Origin of the sequence: Paenibacillus alginolyticus DSM 5050 = NBRC 15375, from assembly GCF_000422905.1 — a bacterium.
Classification (GTDB): Bacteria; Bacillota; Bacilli; order Paenibacillales; family NBRC-103111; genus Paenibacillus_E; species Paenibacillus_E alginolyticus.
Genome location: NZ_AUGY01000041.1, coordinates 22319 through 41367 on the forward strand (window position 1 = coordinate 22319; position 19049 = coordinate 41367).

The 19049-nt window shown below is 46.9% G+C and carries 20 protein-coding genes, 1 other RNA gene and 1 pseudogene; 7 read left to right on the forward strand and 15 right to left on the reverse strand.

Annotated elements, in window-relative coordinates; all coding sequences use genetic code 11:
- Positions 1-10 precede the first annotated feature (10 nt).
- From G519_RS0118655 to ssrA, 6 genes are all read left to right on the forward strand, one after another.
- Positions 11-721, forward strand: a complete 711-nt coding sequence (locus G519_RS0118655; RefSeq protein WP_029196003.1) for a M50 family metallopeptidase — start codon at positions 11-13, stop codon at positions 719-721.
- Between the two features lie 106 nt (positions 722-827).
- Positions 828-1064 (forward strand): preprotein translocase subunit SecG, encoded by a 237-nt coding sequence (gene secG, locus G519_RS0118660; protein WP_029196004.1) that lies wholly within the window; start codon positions 828-830, stop codon positions 1062-1064.
- Positions 1065-1221: 157 nt separating this feature from the next.
- Positions 1222-1938: an alpha/beta hydrolase gene (locus G519_RS0118665; RefSeq protein WP_084160223.1), complete on the forward strand. Its 717-nt coding sequence runs from the start codon at positions 1222-1224 to the stop codon at positions 1936-1938.
- Positions 1939-1976: 38 nt separating this feature from the next.
- Entirely contained in the window at positions 1977-4868 is a 2892-nt protein-coding gene (gene rnr / locus G519_RS43600) for a ribonuclease R (RefSeq protein ID WP_084160224.1), read from the forward strand.
- A 95-nt stretch (positions 4869-4963) separates the two neighbouring features.
- Complete coding sequence (smpB, locus tag G519_RS0118675; RefSeq protein WP_029196006.1) at positions 4964-5446, forward strand: SsrA-binding protein SmpB; 483 nt, start codon at positions 4964-4966, stop codon at positions 5444-5446.
- Positions 5447-5613: 167 nt separating this feature from the next.
- Positions 5614-5977: a transfer-messenger RNA gene (ssrA, locus tag G519_RS48470) on the forward strand.
- Between the two features lie 449 nt (positions 5978-6426).
- Here ssrA and G519_RS49065 read toward each other — a convergent pair.
- From G519_RS49065 to G519_RS0118715, 8 genes and pseudogenes are all read right to left on the reverse strand, one after another.
- Positions 6427-7497 (reverse strand): annotated as a pseudogene (locus G519_RS49065) (recombinase family protein); the annotation flags it as partial.
- Positions 7498-7605: 108 nt separating this feature from the next.
- Positions 7606-7992 (reverse strand): recombinase family protein, encoded by a 387-nt coding sequence (locus tag G519_RS0118685; RefSeq protein ID WP_029196007.1) that lies wholly within the window; start codon positions 7990-7992, stop codon positions 7606-7608.
- 63 nt (positions 7993-8055) lie between these two features.
- Complete coding sequence (locus G519_RS50280; RefSeq protein WP_154669587.1) at positions 8056-8232, reverse strand: hypothetical protein; 177 nt, start codon at positions 8230-8232, stop codon at positions 8056-8058.
- Between the two features lie 109 nt (positions 8233-8341).
- The gene (locus tag G519_RS0118695; protein ID WP_029196008.1) at positions 8342-8656 is read right to left on the reverse strand and encodes a DUF960 family protein; all 315 of its coding nucleotides are present in this window, start codon (positions 8654-8656) and stop codon (positions 8342-8344) included.
- Positions 8656-9066, reverse strand: coding sequence for a JAB domain-containing protein (locus tag G519_RS0118700; protein WP_051253505.1), 411 nt, complete (start codon positions 9064-9066; stop codon positions 8656-8658). Before G519_RS0118700 ends, G519_RS0118695 begins: the two co-directional genes overlap by 1 nt.
- A gap of 44 nt (positions 9067-9110) precedes the next feature.
- Entirely contained in the window at positions 9111-9491 is a 381-nt protein-coding gene (locus G519_RS0118705; RefSeq protein ID WP_029196010.1) for a hypothetical protein, read from the reverse strand.
- Between the two features lie 143 nt (positions 9492-9634).
- The gene (locus G519_RS0118710; RefSeq protein ID WP_029196011.1) at positions 9635-9985 is read right to left on the reverse strand and encodes a hypothetical protein; all 351 of its coding nucleotides are present in this window, start codon (positions 9983-9985) and stop codon (positions 9635-9637) included.
- A gap of 200 nt (positions 9986-10185) precedes the next feature.
- Complete coding sequence (locus G519_RS0118715) at positions 10186-10992, reverse strand: hypothetical protein (protein ID WP_029196012.1); 807 nt, start codon at positions 10990-10992, stop codon at positions 10186-10188.
- 425 nt (positions 10993-11417) lie between these two features.
- Between G519_RS0118715 and G519_RS53015 the strand changes: the two genes are divergently transcribed.
- Positions 11418-11549 carry a hypothetical protein gene (locus G519_RS53015; protein WP_268633525.1) on the forward strand — a complete coding sequence of 44 codons (132 nt, stop codon included), beginning with the start codon at positions 11418-11420 and terminating at the stop codon, positions 11547-11549.
- 221 nt (positions 11550-11770) lie between these two features.
- Here G519_RS53015 and G519_RS0118725 read toward each other — a convergent pair whose 3' ends face one another.
- The 7 genes from G519_RS0118725 to G519_RS0118755 all read right to left on the reverse strand — a co-directional run bounded on the left by G519_RS0118725 (position 11771) and on the right by G519_RS0118755 (position 19004).
- The gene (locus tag G519_RS0118725) at positions 11771-12559 is read right to left on the reverse strand and encodes a hypothetical protein (RefSeq protein WP_029196014.1); all 789 of its coding nucleotides are present in this window, start codon (positions 12557-12559) and stop codon (positions 11771-11773) included.
- A 194-nt stretch (positions 12560-12753) separates the two neighbouring features.
- The gene (locus G519_RS43610; protein ID WP_051253503.1) at positions 12754-14238 is read right to left on the reverse strand and encodes a hypothetical protein; all 1485 of its coding nucleotides are present in this window, start codon (positions 14236-14238) and stop codon (positions 12754-12756) included.
- 57 nt (positions 14239-14295) lie between these two features.
- The gene (locus G519_RS0118735; protein ID WP_029196015.1) at positions 14296-14982 is read right to left on the reverse strand and encodes a hypothetical protein; all 687 of its coding nucleotides are present in this window, start codon (positions 14980-14982) and stop codon (positions 14296-14298) included.
- A 418-nt stretch (positions 14983-15400) separates the two neighbouring features.
- On the reverse strand, positions 15401-16150 hold the full coding sequence (locus G519_RS0118740; RefSeq protein ID WP_029196016.1) for a hypothetical protein: 750 nt from the start codon (positions 16148-16150) through the stop codon (positions 15401-15403).
- Between the two features lie 265 nt (positions 16151-16415).
- Positions 16416-17048, reverse strand: coding sequence for an EcsC family protein (locus G519_RS0118745; protein ID WP_029196017.1), 633 nt, complete (start codon positions 17046-17048; stop codon positions 16416-16418).
- Positions 17049-17077: 29 nt separating this feature from the next.
- Positions 17078-17311, reverse strand: coding sequence for a hypothetical protein (locus tag G519_RS0118750; RefSeq protein ID WP_029196018.1), 234 nt, complete (start codon positions 17309-17311; stop codon positions 17078-17080).
- Between the two features lie 25 nt (positions 17312-17336).
- Positions 17337-19004, reverse strand: a complete 1668-nt coding sequence (locus G519_RS0118755) for a stalk domain-containing protein (RefSeq protein WP_029196019.1) — start codon at positions 19002-19004, stop codon at positions 17337-17339.
- Between the last annotated feature and the right edge of the window lie 45 nt (positions 19005-19049).

The window sequence follows — 19049 nt, forward strand, 5'->3', positions numbered from 1 at the left end:
GGTCTGCTGCATGAGCAATTGGGTGAAAACTATTTTATTTCTGATAGGTTCCGCGTTGCTCACGCACTGGATCCCTTCTTCTTTTTTTCGCAACTTAGACACGATGGTTCATGAGTTTGGGCATGCTGTAGTCACATTGGCCTTATCGGGAAAGGTGATGTACATTGAGCTCTATCAGGATCATAGCGGAGTAACCTATTCTTCCATTACGAAGCAATGGGCGATCATTCCGGTGGCCTTAGCTGGTTATATAACAGCATCACTCTTTGCTTGGTTCCTGTTCTCAGCTTATTCGAGGGGCAAGCAGCGTTTAGGTTTACAGGTTATGATTCTCTTATCCGGTCTTTCGTTACTATTGTTCGTGCGAAATGGTTTTGGAATCACGTTCTTAGTTGGCTTCATTGCTCTGACGATCATTATTCTGGCGCTTACACCAAAGTGGTTAAGTGATTTCTATTACTTACTGCTCGCTTTCTTATGCTTAGAAGAGTCCGTGTTTGGCCCATTTTCTTTGATCATCTATGCTTGGGGCAATGCACGGCAAGCGGGTGACGCCACCAATTTGGCACTGCATACCGGTATTCCGGCAATCGTATGGGCTATCGGATTTACACTCTTTGCTTTGTGGTGTGCGAAGCAGGCTGTGCAAGCTTTTCTTGGACGAAACAAGCGTGCAAGGAGCTCCAGCCGACAATCACCAACACCTTCCTACCGTGACTAGAAGAGGAACCGCCAGGTGGCTCTTTGTTGTATTCTAGGACGAACTGTGTTAAAATACTCATGCTAGTTGTATAAGGCAAAGAACAGGCAATTGGGGTGCTAATAACATGGTAATCTTTATGAAAATTTTGTTAATCATAGCTTCGGTTGGATTAATTGCGATTGTACTTTTACAAAAAGGTAAAAGCGCAGGTTTGTCCGGTGCCATTTCCGGTGGTGCAGAACACTTATTTGGTAAGCAAAAAGCACGCGGTTTGGAACTATTTTTGTCCCGTTTCACGATGGGGCTTGCTGCTGCATTTTTCATTCTTTCCATTGTCGTAGCATACGTAGTGAAGGCCTAACACACATAAAACGATAACAGCAGGGGAAATCTACTCCTGCTGTTTTTTCATTTTAAACGGGTGTTAGGAGCTGGTTACCATCGAGAGCAGAATTTACAAGTCGACAGAACCATTCTTTTGGGCAGGAAGTGGAGATAATCAAGAGACAGGCATACTGATGATCCATGGGTTTACCGGGTCACCCTCGGAATTTAGACGGATTGGATATATACTCAGAGATGAAGGATATACGATCCATGCCGTCAAACTTCCAGGACACGGTACCTCACCCGAAGAAATGATACGAACCGGATGGACGGATTGGTATGGGCATGTGCTGGAGAGTTATGACGAACTTGCAGCTATATGCAAAAGCGTTGTTGTTATGGGACATTCCATGGGTGGACTGCTCGCTTTGAAACTGGCTGTGGAACGTCGTGCGACTGGGGTTGTTTCGCTGGCTACGCCAATTTTTCTGACTTCAAGAAAGTTAGCGCTGGCTTTACTGCTGCAATATTTTATCAAATTTGTAGCCAAGAAGCCCAAACAAGTCTCCACGTTATTAGATGAGTCATGTGCATATACCAAAACGCCGATTCGTTGCGTAGTAAGCCTACTGAAGCTGTTAAAACAAGTGAAAAGATTGCTGCCTGAGGTTGAAGCCCCGATATGGATCGGTCAAGGGAGCAAGGACGTCGTGGTCCATCAGGAAAGCGCAGCGTTTTTACATAAGCGCACAAGTTCACAAGTGAAAGAACTTCGTTATTACCCAGAGTCATCCCATGGACTGCTGCTGGATCAAGAGAGAGAGCTTATCTATGCCGATATTACTGCGTTTATCCTTTCCCTGAAAGTGGCATACTATGGAGTAAAGGAAACAAGTACGGCGCATTAGAAAGCTAGGCTCAACAACAACAAGAAGGTGAAGAGAGTATGTTGACAGATAAAGATATCATAAGTTTGATGCAAGAAGAGGCTTATAAGCCTATGTCCTATAAAGAACTTGAGAAGCATTTTGGCATTGAGAGTGCGAATGAGTTCAAGGATTTTATTAAATTGTTAAATCAATTAGAGGAAAGTGGTCACATTGTCAGAGGCGGAAATGACCGCTATGGCGTTCCTGAACGAATGAATTTGGTGAGAGGTAAGCTGCAAGCTCATGCCAAAGGCTTCGGTTTTTTAATTCCAGATGATCGGGATCACCCGGATGTATATATTAATGCTCATGATCTAAATACTGCGATGAATGGCGACATTGTCTTCGTAAAGATAACCGCGAGGAGTCAGGGCGGAGGTCGGTTGGAAGGCGAAGTCGTTCGAGTTATTACGCGTGCGAATACGCAAATTGTTGGCGTTTTTCAGAGTCAGGAGACGTTTGGTTTCGTTATTGCGGATGATAAGCGTGTGTCTCGGGATATTTTCATTCCTCAGCATGCCTTCATGGGCGCTGTTACGGGGCAAAAAGTCGTCGTCAAGATTGTTAACTATCCAGAGGGCCGTTCTGCGGCTGAAGGGGAAGTTATTGAGATCCTTGGCCACAAAGATGATCCAGGTGTTGATATTTTGGCTATCGTACGCAAACACCAACTACCAGAGGCTTTCCAAGAGAACGTACTGGCGGAGGCAGATGCCGCTCCAGATTCCATTACGGAAGAAGAAATTATTGGTCAAGGTCGCCGCGATCTTCGTTCGAAGCGCATTGTAACAATTGATGGTGAAGATGCGAAGGATTTGGATGACGCGGTAAATGTGGAGCTTTTGGAAAATGGCAACTTCCGTTTGGGCGTGCATATTGCCGATGTGAGCTATTATGTGCGGGAAAGCACTGCACTGGATATTGAAGCCTATAATCGCGGTTGCTCCGTATATTTAACCGATCGTGTTATTCCAATGCTGCCTCATAGATTATCTAATGGGATATGCTCGCTCAATCCTCGTGTAGATCGTTTAACCATGTCTTGCGAGATGGAGTTCGATGAGAATTTAAAAGTAGTAAACCACGAGATTTTCACGAGTGTTATTAAAACTAGTGAACGCATGACGTATACGAATGTACGTAAGCTTCTGACAGGTGAAGCAGAGCCGGAGATTGTCGAGAAATATGCCTACTTAATGGAAGATTTCAAACGAATGGAAGAGCTGGCTGCAAGGCTGCGTTCCAGACGGATGAAGCGCGGAGCGATTGATTTTGACTTCGAGGAGTCTAAAATTATCGTTGATTCCGAAGGTAAACCTACGGATATTGTGAAAAGAGAACGTTCCGTCGCTGAAATGATGATCGAAGAGTTCATGCTGGCAGCGAATGAAACAGTTGCAGAGCATTTTTCATGGATGAAAGTTCCTTTCTTATACCGTGTTCATGAAGACCCTGATTCTGAGAAGCTGATGAATTTCATGGAGTTTGTGACGAACTTTGGGTACTCGGTTAAAGGTAAAGGGAATTCCGTACATCCACGTGCTTTGCAGGCGCTTTTGGAAGAGATTAAAGGGACTCCCGAAGAGACGGTTCTTAGTAAAATTATGCTTCGCTCCATGAAACAAGCTCGCTATGATGCGCAGAGTTTGGGGCATTTTGGTTTAGCGGCGGAATTCTATTCCCACTTTACATCGCCAATTCGTCGATACCCAGATTTAATTATTCATCGGGTGATTCGTGAAGTGCTGGAAAGCGGCGGTACGCTGTCTGATAAGCGTCATGAATACTTATCGTCGCGGATGAGTGATATAGCTCAGCAATCTTCGGAACGTGAGCGTGTGGCCGTAGATGCGGAACGTGAGACGGAAGCGTTGAAGAAAGCTCAGTACATGCTGGATAAAGTCGGCGAGGAATTCGAAGGTATTATTTCCAGTGTTACCGGTTTCGGTATGTTCGTTGAGCTCGACAATACAGTTGAAGGTTTGATTCGCCTTAGCGATTTGACCGACGATTATTACAATTTCCATGAAAGACAGTTTGCTCTCATCGGTGAACGTACGTCTAAGATCTATCGAATCGGCGATGAGATCAAGATTCGCGTTGCTCGTGTCAATATGGATGAGCATACAATTGATTTTGAACTGCTCGATATGAAGCCTCGCAAAGAGGGCGGGTTTAGTCGCGGAGGCGGAAGTTCAAACCGCGGTGGAAAACCATTTAAGGGTGCGGCTGGGTTTAAAGGCTTCCGTGGGGGATCCGATAAAGGCAAACCTGAAAAAGGCAAGGGCGGATTTGCCGCTAAGGGCAAGGGCGGTGCGAAGGCTCAGGGCGCTGGTGGTGGCGGTGAGCGCAAGGAAAGAGCTGGGAAAAGCGATAAGGAAAGAACTGAAAGAGTAGGGCAAAGCGGTGAGGCTGGAGCGGGACGTGCTGAAGGTGGTGCAGCCCGTAGGATTGAGGCCGCAGCACGCGCAGCGCGCGGTGAAGGCGGAGCAGGGCAAGGGCGCGGTGAAGGTTCTGAACGCGCAGAAGGTGGAGTATGGCGTGCAGAGGGCGGTGCAGGCCAGGGCAAGTCACGGCGCGGTAAGGCTAGCACGCCGTGGAGCGAGAAACGCGGCAAGGGTGGAGCTGGCCGCGGCAAAGCGGGCGGTCCTAAGCTGGGCGAAGGCGGCAGCTTGAGCGCAAGGCTTGAATCTGTCGGCGCAGGGCGGACAGAGAGCGGTGCTGCCCGCGGCGAAAACAAGCGCGGCCGCGGTGGGATTGCGCTTGGGGGCGAAGCCCAAGCGCGTGGCAGTTCGCCTGCTGCTGAGCGCAGCACAGGCGGTAGTGATTGGGCGAGCGGCGTGAACGCGCTCGCCAAGGGTGGACGTCGTCGGAGTGACGACGGCGACGATAAGAAGCGGCGGAGATAACGCCGCTTCTTGCTTTTCGGCCATGAACTTGCTACAATAGGATGCACATTGTAGTAGTATTTACCTGCATTGAACGTGCGGGAGGAGGATCTCACGTGGCAACGAAAAAGGCAGATGGCAAGTTGCTCGCCCAGAACAAAAAGGCTTCACACGACTACTTTATTGAAGAAACGTATGAATGCGGTCTTGTCCTGACCGGCACGGAGATCAAATCCTTACGGGCAGGTAAAGCAAACATAGGCGATAGCTTTTCAACTATTCGCAATGGCGAAGCATTTGTACACAACATGCATATTAGTCCTTTTGATCAAGGCAACCGAAGCAATCCGGATGATCCAACACGGACGCGGAAGCTTCTCTTAAAAAAGGCGCAGATTGCCAAGATGCTAGGGCAGGCAAAACAAGAAGGTTATACTCTCGTTCCACTGAAGGTGTATATCCGAAATGGTTATGCCAAGCTTTTGGTCGGCATAGGCAAAGGGAAAAAGCAGTTCGACAAGCGTGAATCTGCAGCGAAAAAGGATGCACAGCGAGATATTCAACGTGCGCTGCGTGAGAAGCAGAAGATTGCTAGATAGGTGGCCAGCCCATACTGGAAGGCAACTCCTCGACTTCCATGAACCTAGTCGTTCATTTTTCATCAGCATGTGTTATACTAATATAGTAGCAAAGATTTGAAAGCAATTTGGCTCAACTGCACGTCTTTTACCTTCACCGTCTATGATGACGGCAACGAAGGCAATCCGGGGGTGTTCTTGGATTCGACGGGGATAGTTTGGGCACGGGTTGCGGGTAGTGGGGCCGCGTCCACTATAAAACGCTAAAGCCTATTAAATGGCAAAACACAAAACAACTACGCTTTAGCAGCTTAATAACCTGTTAGCGTGCTCCTCCTCAGCATCGCCCATGTGACTGGGATAGGGGCTCAACTATAGTGGGATACGACGTTCGGTCTCCGCCTGGGGTCGACGTAAGAAGATAATCAGGCTGACCCAACGCATAGCCGGTTACGGGGCGCTGCTCGGGTGACATCAAAACTGTGACTACACCCGTAGATGCCTGTGTTGCGATATTTTCGGACAGGGGTTCGACTCCCCTCACCTCCATCAATCAAATCCACAACAGCGACCTTAAAGATAACTTCTACAAAGGTTTTGTAGACAATTACCTTTTCCACATAGCTGGCGATGAACTTCTTGATCTCAGGAATGTCTCGCCTTTCGACGTGGTCCCTGAACTGAGAAAGCAGTTGTCGCAGAGAATGCTCTGTGATGGCTGCTTTTTCTGTTATGTCCTTAGCTTGAAGCAGCTTCTGTTCGAGTTGTATCTTTTGCCCCTCCAACTCATCCAGTTTGCCTAGCAGCGTGGCGTTGGAAGTACCGCTCGCGATGGCGTTGATGATGTTTGTAATCTGACGCTCGATGCCCTCAAGGCTCTTAGCCAGTCGCTCCTTCTCGCCTTTCACGCTCGTTTCCTTGGACTTTTGGTAGTCGTTAAGCTGCTTCGCCAGCATTGGAATGGCTTCCTCGTTGAAAATTTTCTCCTGAAGCTCGGAAATGACGTAACTTTCGATGTACTCTCGGCGCAGCTCTGGGTTCTTACATTCCTTTGTTCGATCACGATTACCGCAGCGATAAGTGACGTATTTGAGTTTGTTCCGACCGCTGCACTTAGTATTACCCATCATGGCATATTGGGTGCCGACGTTTTTTAAGCATTCCCCGCAAACGACTAGGCCGCTCAGGAGGTACATTTCCTTAGCTTTGTACGCTCCGGGCTGGCGCTTGTTGCCGTCCATCTTCTCCTGCGCTTGCTGGAACACTTCCTTCGAGATGAGCGCAGGCATTCCACCTTCCACGCGAATCACGTCCTTGTCGGCTTTTTTTCGATTGCCGTTCCGCTTTCCCTCCACGTCTTTTCCGTCAGTTAGGTTAAAAATGTATGTTCCGGTGTACTTTTCGTTGCGGAGAATGGTGCCTAAGGTGCCTTTGCTGATTGGCTTACCGTACCTCGACTTGTATCCTCGATCAGCTAGTTCTCTGATAATCTGGTTGTAGCCGTAGCCTGCGAGAAACATGGAGAAAACTGCCTCGACGATGCCGCGCTCATCTTCGTTCACGACGTATTTCTTCGTTATAGGATCGACGGAGTAGCCGATAGGCGGCAGGCCACCAGTATGCTTACACTGGTAGGCTGTTTCTTTCATGCCCTTCATTACTTCTCGGGCGAGGTTCTTCGAATAGTAAGCGGCAAAGCCTTCGAGAACTGATTCCAAAACAATGCTTTCAGGGGAATCGTCGAGATTCTCAAGGACACTGACAACCCGAATGCCATTCTTGAGAAGAATCTTTTTGTAGGTTGCGTTGTCACTTTTATCGCGACTAAAGCGGTCAAGCTTATGGACTATGACGATGTCCCAAATGTCGCTTGCGCTATCCGCTATCATCTGAAGAAAGCCTGGACGTTTGTCGGTAGTGGCAGATTTGGCTCGATCCTCATAGGTTTTTACAAGCTGATAGCCTTGCTGTTTACAGAAGATTTCTATAGCTCGATTTTGGGCATCTATGGATTCGTCGCGCTGGTTGTCGCTGGAATAGCGGACGTATGAGGCTGCACGTCTGATGGTCATGATTAATGTTCTCCTCTCAATTGTTGATGCGGTAATTCACTGAATATGTTCTGCATGTAACGTTTCATTGCCGCTAGGCGTACTTGTTCATCTCTTCTAATCGACTGATCAAAGGACGATGAGAGCTTGGAGAATAGATTCTCTGATAAGCTCTTCTGGAGATTCTTTCATCGTATGTTCAGCTATCACAAGATCTACACCGTTGTTCATTAGACGTTTCTTATAAATGGCTACATCCAGCATGTCGCCGATGCGGTCTGCACGTTGGACGATTATTAAATCGAAAAGCGCATTTTTGCTCTCCGAGAGGAGTTTTTGAAACATGGGCCTTTGATTCAAAGTGGTGGAATGAGAGACGTCGCTATAGATTTTCACGACTTTAAGCTGGGCGGATTCCGCGTACTGCTCGCAGGCGATTTTTTGCCGTTCAATGGCTTCTTCAACTCGAGATTGCTTTTCAACAAGGATGTAAATAGCTGCTCTTTTTTGGGACATGGTAAGGTGTTCCTCCTTTAAAATGTTGGGCCCCTCCGCAGAGGGGCGGATAATTGACGAAGATTAGTTCGAATGATGTTTTTTCATTACGGCATCCAGCATCTCCACGGTGGGGAGATAATATTGCTCCTGCGTTTCACGTATCTGTTCGATCTCTTGCCAGTTTACCGTGTCCGGGTCATGTCGATATTTTACGAGCTTATCTCTTGTGATTCGTGTCCTATATTTTGCTAGTTGCATTCTGTTTCCCCCTGCTGTTAGCGTTTTTTCTCATAATGGTCGATAATTTCAAATGTCAGATTGGCGGCGGCAATGATGAGCGCAATGATGGCTTTTTTCATACTGGGTTTCAATATTCATTTGGTAGTAGCATCGTGCAGTATGTTCCGCTATCAATGATCCAGACGGTGACGCCGGAAACTGGTTCTGCGATGCCGGTGAGATCATACTTTTGCTTGCGCTCGGGCTCCTCTTGCCTCTGCCGGATGCGTTGAATAATTTGGTTGTCAGTGTGGACGATCGTAAGCGAGAAAACTTGTAGGTAGTCCATCGCTTTGCCTTCGCCCAAGTTTCGGTCGATGATCGCCCAAAGGGCGTCTTGTATGTCGAGACTGATAGTCTCTCTTACACCCCGGGTCATGTACCTTGCGTGCTTCGGGAACATTACATCAACCCTCGTTCCTTCATGCTGCAAAAAGTGCCATCGCCTAAGATAAGATGGTCTAGAAGTTCGATGCCAAGAAGGTAGCCGCTGTCGCGCAGACGTTCCGTCAGTTCTACGTCCTCCGGGCTTGGGTCTGGCTGACCGGATGGATGGTTGTGACAAGCAATAATAGAAGCAGAGTTGGCATGAATCGCCAATTTAAAGGTTTCCCTCGGATGGACGATTGAGGCATTCAATGACCCACTAGATACTTGATGAATGGCGGTAGGCTCGTTCTTCGTGTTAAGGCAAAGAATGCAGGAGGATTCCCGGTCGCAATCTCCGATGAATTGACGGAATATGTCAGCGGCATCCTTAGGCGAGCGGATCAGGCGATTCGGGTATAGCAGTGACGTTTTCTCTCTTACCATACGGAGGGAGACGATTTCGATGCGTTTGGCAGCGTCCTTTTTGCTCACCGTTCACCATCTCCCGTAGCAGCGCAGTATTCCTTCATCCACTGCTCAGTTTCAGCGTCCATATTATCAGCTGCAATGACGTACTGGGCAAAGCTGTCGTTGTCGAGTAGAATACCGACCCGATAAGCCGCTACGCCGTTCATGTCAATTTTCTCTACATACTCGTGTCCAAACGGGCTTGCAACGATTATGGCCGAAAGATAGTCGCCTCGTTCGCACAAGATGATCGGATTACGATGAAGATGCTCTTCCCTGTCATCTAAATCGACCTCGGCCTCAAGGTCTTGGAGCAGCCCGCTTAAGAAGCGGCGGAGTGGCTCCGGACATACGGGCGGTTCAAGTGCCCAAAGATCGTCAGAAGTTTGAATCGTTAACATGGGTCTTGCCCCTTTCTAGAGTTGGTAGGGTTCAAGATCATGATATATATTCCAAATGGTGGTAAAAACGATTTAATGGATGTTAGATGTGTGCGTTAAATTTCCACTCCCGTGCAGATTACGCACGAGAGAGGACCGGGTTTTTACTCTTCCAGTTCGATCACTTGCTGGGTAATTCTGATCTTGGACGGGTGAACTCTTAGGATATACGCGCAGGTGATTTTGATTTCTCGTATTTCGTCGGCCAGATCTTCGATCGTCTCAATGCTGGGATAGCCGGAACGGTCTACCTCGAAAATGAGGTTATCTCCTTCGGCATAGATTGAGCAGTGACCATAGTAGCGCTTCAAGAGCGCTTCTTTGATTCGCTGGACATCCTTCACAAGATTTACGGGTAATTCGAGGAAGAAGACGGCGGCCATATGCACACTACCATCATTGAGTTCGTCTTCGTATGCATAGATATCTTCTTCTGTGGTAATAAATGAGCTCATGTCATCACCTTTTCTTCGGATATTTGGTAGGATCAGCCTTTCTTAACCATTAAAGCGTCAAAAGTAATAGCAGCGAAATGGGCTTGATCTGACTCTTCGGTTACTTCTGACGCAACACTTGGGATATGGGCAAAGGAGCGGTTGGGAGTCTGTTGCCTCTTTCAGGCTTTCGAGAGCGAAGGTTGCGCCAGGAGCGAAATTTAAAACATCTGATCGACACAGAATACGACTTTTGCCTGCGGGATGCCGATTTTCAGCAACCTCTCCTCGATTCCACTTATAAATTCAGAGATGACAGAGGCGACGTCGGACAGCGTAAAGGCATATTGCCCCTCCCCGTGGTCACAGAGGTAACATATCTTATCCAGATCATGGTCCTCATCGAGAACATCGAAGGTATCAAGTATTTTTTGGCTGAAATCATTGTCATCACCCGATGTATTATCAATGACGATCTTGAAAGAGGGCATAAAGAGAATGGTCATCATCGATCCTGATGTATCGATATTGAATTCAACATCGTAATTCAAGTTGGTGTTTGCCGATGTATCAAAGATTTGCCGAACCTCGTCTTTAGCCGCATTCACGCCTTGATGCTTAATGAAATAGTAGATATTGTCTTCGATATCATGCTCGCTGTACTCCCATTCATAAATTAGATGATAATGCGGAGTGAAGACGATATGTTTGTACTTGTTTCTTGTTTTGAAGATCTCGGGAGATTCACCGATTAAGTCAGCGTGAAGAGTAATCAGGAAGGAACCATCGGAATGGACGTCTTCGATCATGCTGATTTGCTCAGACAAATCATCTTTTGAACGAATCTCAAAGGGAAACGGGTAGAGCCATGTTATATGCTTAAATTCGCCGTTCTCAGTCTTTTTGAAAAAGTCGTAGCCGATAATTCCGATTTTTCTGTCCGAAAGAAGTTGGTCGATGACTTCCTCTTTGCAATGCTCAATGCCATAAGATCCTTCAGTTTGCAAGTAAGTGCGGAATTTCTTCATTTTTTACCCACCTCGGTATTATTATAAGTTAGCGATCTGCGCTCATTACATGTACTGCTTTCGACCTAATCTTAGGTCGGATGTTGATATATTGGCTGAAAGAATTTCGTCCAAGAATCCACTAATCAGCTCTTCCTTGTGAAACGTCAAGAGTTGAAAGCAGCGACAATCGGTTTGGTCTGATGATATTTTTGCTTCTGACTCAACGTTTGGGAGAAGGCTACTCCGACTTGGAAAATGGAGTGCCGCCGTGCATTTGACTCGCGACACTAATTCTGCGAAAACAGATAATCTTTGCCCTCTTTTAAGTCATGGAAAACCATGGAGACATTCCAGTCACAATTCCTGAACTCTGTGGCTAGTTCTTGGACGAGAGCTAAATTTCGCTGATATTCTTTCACTATCTCGTAGGAGGTGCGGATGGGATGAAGGTAGAATTTATCGAGATCACACCGAATACGAAAACCCTCTTGGGTGTCACGAAAATCAGCTATGTGGAAGCCTTGTTTTTCGATATTTTGAAAAATCCGAAAAACTTCATACAAACTCATGTATGAACGGGAATGAACGTCAAGCACAATACCGCAATTGAATGCCAACAAGCTTTCGTTGCAATTTGAGTGGTTATGAACGTTAATCTTAGAAACAGTCACGCTCGAAGTTTCGGCAATTAATTGCATTTGTATGTCTCCTTAACTTTTTTTGAGTGTTCCAGGGGAACTCTGTTCCCCTGTTCTACCTTCGGAAGCGAAAGTTGCGTTAATTGCGAAAATTCTTATCAGAAGCATTCATTTACGCAAAAGATGACCTTTGCACGAGGGATACGAAGCTGCATCAATTTGTCCTCAATACCGTTTTTATAATCGGAGATGATGGACGACACTTGCTTCAGAGTCAAGGCATATTGCCCTTCCTCGTGGTAGCAGTGGTAGCACAGCTTGCTTGGGTCGTTATCTTCTCTCCCTGCATTGAATTTATTGATTATGTCTAAGTTCCGGTTGTCGTCCCCTATAGTTTTGGCATCGACGATGAGTTTGAAATAGGGCATAAAGAGCAAGGTCATGGCTTTTCCCGACATATCAAAATTGTATTCGATATCGTAATTCAGGCTGGTATTCACTCGCTGGCGAATTCGTTGCGTGGCTGCATTTTCTCCTTGTTGTTGAATGACATAGTGAATGTTGTCATTGATTTCGTCTTCGCTATATTCGATTTCAAACGTCTGCAAATCATGCTGAGAGATAATGATGTGCAAATACTCATCTCTCGTCTTGAAAATTTCCGGGGATTCGTTGATTAAGTCGGCGTACAGAGTAATTCGAAAGAAGCCGTCGGCATGGATATCTTCAATTAAACTAATATGATCGCTCAGCTCTTTTTCAGATTTGACCTGCAAGGGAGATGAATAGAGGAATGTCTCATGCTCAAATTCGCCGGTCTCAAGTTTCAAAAATAATCCGTATCCGATGATTCCGATATTCCCGTTTAGTAGAAGATGATTGATGACTTCCTCATTGCAGTACTCAGTAATTCTTTTAGTTTGCAGACAGCAGTTAAATTTGTTCATATCTCACACACCCTCGGTCATGTATTTTGTAGCGGAAGTGACGGATTTTTATCATTAGCGACGTAACGAATGGAAAACATATACCCTTTTAGCCCTTCGGGAGCGAAAGTTGCGTCAGAAGCGTCAGTCAGAAACGCTACTGACGCTTCTGACGCTTTTTTAGGCAGTTTAGGGGGAACTTGGGCACGAGTGGCTTACAGTCTCCCTGTCTCAAAAGTGACGATCTTCGCATTACCGTTGTTGCGGATGTCGAATCGGATACCTACTTTCTCCAAGTTTGACTTGATTTCGCTCAGCCTCATGCTTAAAGCGTGTGAAGCCTTGGGCCACGTTTTAACGCGAGTGTTGATCTTTTCCCTGATGGCCACAAATTCTAACGTTTCGAGTAACTCAGCCACGCTTCCCGTCCAAGTTGGCTTTTTGTCGAGGAGAGCGATAACGGCTGCTGCAACGGGATGAGATTCCAAGGCTTGTATGTTCGTCCGCTCTAGGTTACCTTTGTACGCTTCCAAAAACTTATCCCCGCCGATCCCTGCGGCTTCGGCGATTGCGTACCCCCAGCGGGTGAAATCCGCCATGCGGTACAATTTAGGAAGCTGGACTTCGGGATAAATGGACATTGCTTCCGCCAATAGTCGCAGCGCTCCGCCAAGAATGAGCGGCTTATCTCGTTCAAATTCCTCCCAAACGGTTCGTTCTTCTTTCCGTTCATTCTCTTCGACGCGTCGAAGCTCCGCGATGATCGAACGGTCCAGCAAATCGGCACGCTGGGCCACGATATTAATTCCATTTAGGGTCACGCATCTTAACAGTTCGAGAATGGATTCCTCGCTGTCGGTATAGAGAGCCCTCTTGCTGAAAGCACCTCCTGTCGATGCCATACAGAGCAAATCGCTTTTCTCTCGTGTGACGATATCCAGATTGTCGAAGCAGGGCATATAGTTATTTGCAATACTTAGCGCCGTATCCTGCAATCCGGTTGGCAAAGTGAGCAGCGTACGGGCGGCAGGATCGACGATCGAACGTGTCATGCGGATCATGGTGGACTTTGCGGCTCCTTGCTCACCAGCTACCACCAAAATCGGATGAGGGATGTTCGGGATCAGGCATGTTACCAGATAAACTAGGTACAAAATCTTGTCGTGATTATTTTTCAGCCGGATATGATTCAGGATCAGGCTTACTTTTCCGTCGAAATCGGGAATGGCCTGCTCCTTTGTGTTCCCGGTTCTGTAAAACAGGATGGGAGGCTTACTCAAAAGTTCTACTTTTCCCGAAGATATTTCGATGGCTCTCCAGCTCGGATCTGCCAAATCGTAATAGAAATTTCCGTCGCTTTCGGCAATCCTGAGTTGAAGCTTCCTAGTCTCTCCCTTGAAGAAAGCCGTCATTTCCATGACGCCTAGGGCTTGTTGGATTGCATCTGATGACGGAGCCTTTCCCGTCTCTTCGAAGAACAATTTTGTCAGCCAGAGCCGAAACATCCTTCCTTGGACCTTATGCACCTCGCGATGACCCTCGATTTCAATGGCGGCGAAAGCTACGTCAAGATCGTTGGAAAAAAAGTCCGCATTGGATGCAAGCCGGATTAGAATGTCTGATTGGGATTCTTTTGTCTCGACAGCTTGTGCGCTAGTTTGATTGACCTTCTGAATGTTTTCAACGTTTTGTGTCTCCATGGGTGACCTCCATTGGTAATATGCGCCCTATCGGATTTCTCCGTTAGGGCATGAAAATTAAAAGTTTAACGGCGAGTCGTCATCTTCGTCTGTATTGTAATTTTTATTGCGAGATTGGTTGGGATTCTGGGGATTCAAAACTCTCTTCTTGATAGGGAACCCACTTCTCGGACCCGTAAGAGGAGGCTTGCTGCTAGATGCCTCATCTTGTTGGTCAGAATCTTCCGCGTTCTCGTCAAACGGAGACTCGTGACCTGCCAAAGCCTTCGGGGAGTTTTCACCAACGATTTTCTCTTCAACTTCGCCATCGTCAAAGATTGACTCAGCTTTGCTTCTCAGTTCCTTTTGTTCGGATAGCCAATTTTTCAGAAGTGGATTTGGTCGGATATTCTCTAGCTCTTGCATTTCGATTACATTGCTGTAAAGTTTGCTGTTGTACTCTTTTTCCTCGAAATCGATCATGATCGGTTCGTAGAAGAGTTCTTCGATTCGGAATTCTTCGCCGATCTCCGGGTAGACGCCAAGGTTCTTTGCGAGTTTGGCGAGAAGATCCCGATCACCCCACATCATGGGCATGGACTGAGTGACGTTTAACAGAAAGTTCTGGAACTCAACCACCATGCTGAATGTGATGGCTTTATAAGGCCTTCCCTTGAGGGATGTTTTAATTTCTTCAGTAACATCGATGATAGCACCTGGACACTTCCCAACAGGACGTTCGGGTTGGCGAATAATTTTAGCCATAGTATTCTCTCCTCATTAGTAAGTAGATTTAGTTATCAATAATTGAAGGAGTTTAGAAAAACGACGATCTTTAGGGGCCGCGAATGATAACCATATATTCCTCCAAACAAAACATATTAAACACATAAAAATACTTGGATAATAACGTGCAAGGCGTATTGAAATCGACTTGACTCACCGGAGTCCTTAAATCGTTCCTTAGAGGTGATTTATACCCCGTCGAATCGTTTTTCAGTTTTCAAGGAACAGTGTTTTGGTGGCCTTAATTTATCAATTATCTTTTGCCGAGGTGTACTTGGAGATCTTGTTGTTTCTCGACTACGATCATAATAGCAATTTCAAAAAACAATAAAAACTTGTGTAAAAATAAAAACTGATTTTTACAGCCTAAATTGCAAAAAAATTCGAAGTCCAGGAATTAGGACTTCGAAAGGGATTCATTTTTCCTGCTTTTTTGAAAGGCTTGCCTTAAAAACGAACCGATCAAGTTATCCAAAAGATGAACCTCAGGGTCTTTTCCACTCACGATCACCTTGGTTTTTTCTTCTGCTTGCTGCTTTATTTGCTGTTGGAGTTGTTCATTTGTTGGAGTGATATTTTGATGCTCGAAAAATTCAAGTGCCATTGCCTTCTCATATTCGGACAATGCCTTCCAATATTGCTCAATGAAGTCGCTGATTTTGTCTTCAATGATGTGAAGCATTTCTACTCCTACTTTGGCCGGGGACATGTAGAAAAGAAATTCGAGTTTGTCTACTAAGGCATGTAAGCGCTGTACGCTGCCTTGGATCTCATCTGCGTGATGATAACGCTCGTCCTGCTTTATTTTGGACTGTAGCGATTTGGGCAAATACTCAATTGCGTCAAGGAGCGAACGGTGGTAATCAACGATCTCATTTACTCTAACGTTGGCTACCTGTTTGTTTCCGTGCCAAAGAGGTCTGTTTTTGGAAACGCTCAGTAAAACGGATAACAAGTCTCGCTCTTCTTCGGTGAAAGAATACACTATTGTTTGATGCTCGGATATAACTGTTCGGGATGCATAATCGATGCCAAAATCTTTTCCAATCCTAAGGATTGCTTCATTTGCCCTTCCCTTGAACGTCGATCGAGGGAGTGTCTTTGCTTTATTTTCGATGTCCTTCATAGTGTAGTAAGGTTTGGACAACAACGTCATCTCCTATCTGTCGCAATGTTCCCAATCAAGCATAACAAATTTTATCGTAAGATGCCCGCTCGGACAAATAAATCGGACATTGAAAGCGAAAGTTGCGTAAAATCGACGCAACTTTCGCTTCTAAAATTGGATTGATTTCATAGAAAATTGAAAAAAAATTAGGTTTCAACCAGTGACCATCAAAAGTAAAGACGATAGTCCACGAGCATGTAAAAGTCAATGCGAGCGGTTTATGTAAGCCAGCGATTATTCGAGATTATGACTCTTGGATGAACGTATCCCGGGCCGCATTACCGATAATATTGCAGGAAATGCCGTCGATCGTCCCGCTTACCATTCCGCCGACGAGCGGAATCACTTTGGACAGGTTTACAAGACCTGCCTGTGAAAACTTGGTCACGAGCCGGAAGCCTACGGCGGCGTTAATCTTCTTGATGACTTCGTACGAAAGGTTTTTCAGCGCCTGTTCGGCCAACTTCTTGCCGACCTGGATGCCCACGTCTTTCAGAACGTCGACCATGGAGTTGCCGCAGAGGCAGGCGAACACGAGCGTTTTGACCTTATCGTCCTTGATGTCGTGCCCGCCCATGATGGCAATGGCAGCGATCATCCTAAGCTGAATGTAAATGACCGAACTCACATTTGCAGGAACCGTTACGGGCAATGTGATCAGTCCTCCGAGCCCCGTTATGAAGCCGGAAGTGGCGCATTTGGCGTTTTGCCAGCGGATCAGGGAATTCACCCTGTCCGTCAGCGTACCTTCCTGCTTCATGTACTCGTCCGCCATTTCGTAGGCGGAATCCGTCCCCGGTATCCCTCCGGTTACGGCCTTCTCGTACGCCCACTCCAGCACCTTCGAAATGCTCTCCAAACCGTTCTCCATGCTCATTGCCCTCAGCCCCCATGCGAAATTTGGTCTTATTTGTAACGTTGATACAAGCTCTTGCGCCTCTCGTCGATTGCGGCATTGATGTTGTTAATCACTTCATCGTCCATGTTCGGCTCCCTTTGTCGGCTCGTTACGCCACGATGCTCTAGCTTGTTTCCTACCCAGTTAGAGGTGCGTTGTACATGGTTCGAAAGCGATCCCCCAGAAAGAAGGTCTATTACATAGAAGAAAAGTAATCCAATTGCAAGGATGATCTTGACCATGCAGAGTTACTCCAGTCTAGTTCAGTTAGTTACCGGCAGTATTGAGCCTTGATTTTGAATCATCGGGCGGATCATTCTTAATGAATGGAGTAGGGTCTGCTGTATTGAGTCTTGGTGTGTTGCTGATGGCTACAGAGTCAAAGCTGTAAGTGAAGTCCCCGTACATGGTCGAGACGGTGACATTATGGCTCGTCTGCCAGAATTTCTTGTCGACCGCAGAAAGCGGATTGCCGCCGGAATCCTTCAAGTCGCTCAGTTGGATCGAAACGTTGCCGGTTGAACGGGAGACAAGCAGAGGCTTACTGGGTTCAGACTTGTATCCTCCGTCAACGACCACTTTGCTGATGATAAAGTCCCGGTCCGTATCGAAATGGAGCATCAGCGATCCCTGCTGTACGCTCGCGACTTCGAGCAGCCGGTTTAAATGGCGACCGAACTCTTCATCCAACTTCGTTACCCCGTTCTTGTCGTACTGCACAAATTTTGTGATTTCGCTGGATTGTGTCACAACTTTGACGAAATACAATTGCTTGTCCTTAGGGGGAAATACGTTTCCGTTCTTGTCAGTAAAGGATGAGAAAGGAAACTGTATTCCGTTATTGTCTCTTGTTCCGTAACGTACAGGTGCTGTGACTGCGAGTGAGTAACTTTCGATCTGAATGGACTTGATTTGAATGTCGCTGGTTGGTGGGGTAGGGCTCACCAGCTCTAACTTATCCCCTTTAAGGTTTATGGATATTTGCTGAAGATCCTTTTTCGCCCAAAAGTCCCCTACGGAGGAGTCAGTGTCTGCTCCCTGCTGTGTTGCGGAAGTCCCGCTGTCGGCGGTAACTTTTCGCTTGGAATACTCGGTGAGTATGAGGGCAGGGACGGTGTTTCTATACTCCGATTTCGTTATATAGGTATACGGGTCGGAGCAGATGCCGTAGACGTTCACGAAATCGCCTTCCTGCACGTCGTTCATGCTCGTGGCGGACATGACAGCAACGAGCTGCTGGGTTCCCCCGAAGTTGACGTCCAGTAGCAGCAGTGTCGCACCGTCGCTATCTTCGATCGCCTGAAAGACTTGGCCAAAGAAATAGGCGGGCTTGTCCTTGTACTTAGTCGGGCTTTTCTCCAGTTCCTTGTATAAAGGCCCGTTCATCGCCGTTTTTTCGAACTGGTATGTTTTGATGAGGGGACTCACCGTCGCCTCAAGACTGGCTGTTGTATCATCGGACTGTGGTGGTACGACAAGCTTTGCTTTCTTGCCCTGGTAGTCGAACGTAATCTCCTTCGTGTCGCCGTTCCATGACAACTTCGCACCGAGCGATTCGGAAAAGAACCGCAGCGGGATCAGCGTACTGCCGTTCCAAATGATCGGCGGTACTTCCAGCTCTTTGCTGGCACCTTTGACGCTCGCTTTCATTTTGCCGATCGAGAGGATGAGCGGGTAGGTGAAGCTGTCGGAATTGGCGCCTGTGTTCTGGTACAGCTGCATGTCGCCAACCTTGACGGCCTGAGTGTTGGGTTCGAACTTGACGGGGAAGCCCATCCACTCGGCGAGAGCGCGAACTGGGACAAGCGTGTTTCCGTTGACGATTACCGGATCGACATCCGGTTTCAGCGTCTGGACGCTGTCTACCGCGTAGGCCGGGATGGCGAACGCGAGCAGCATTAGGGTAATGAGTATTGCAGTGAGTCTTTTTTTCATTTGTTTTTAGCCTCCTTGGTTTGTTGTCACAAGACGGAAAAGGTC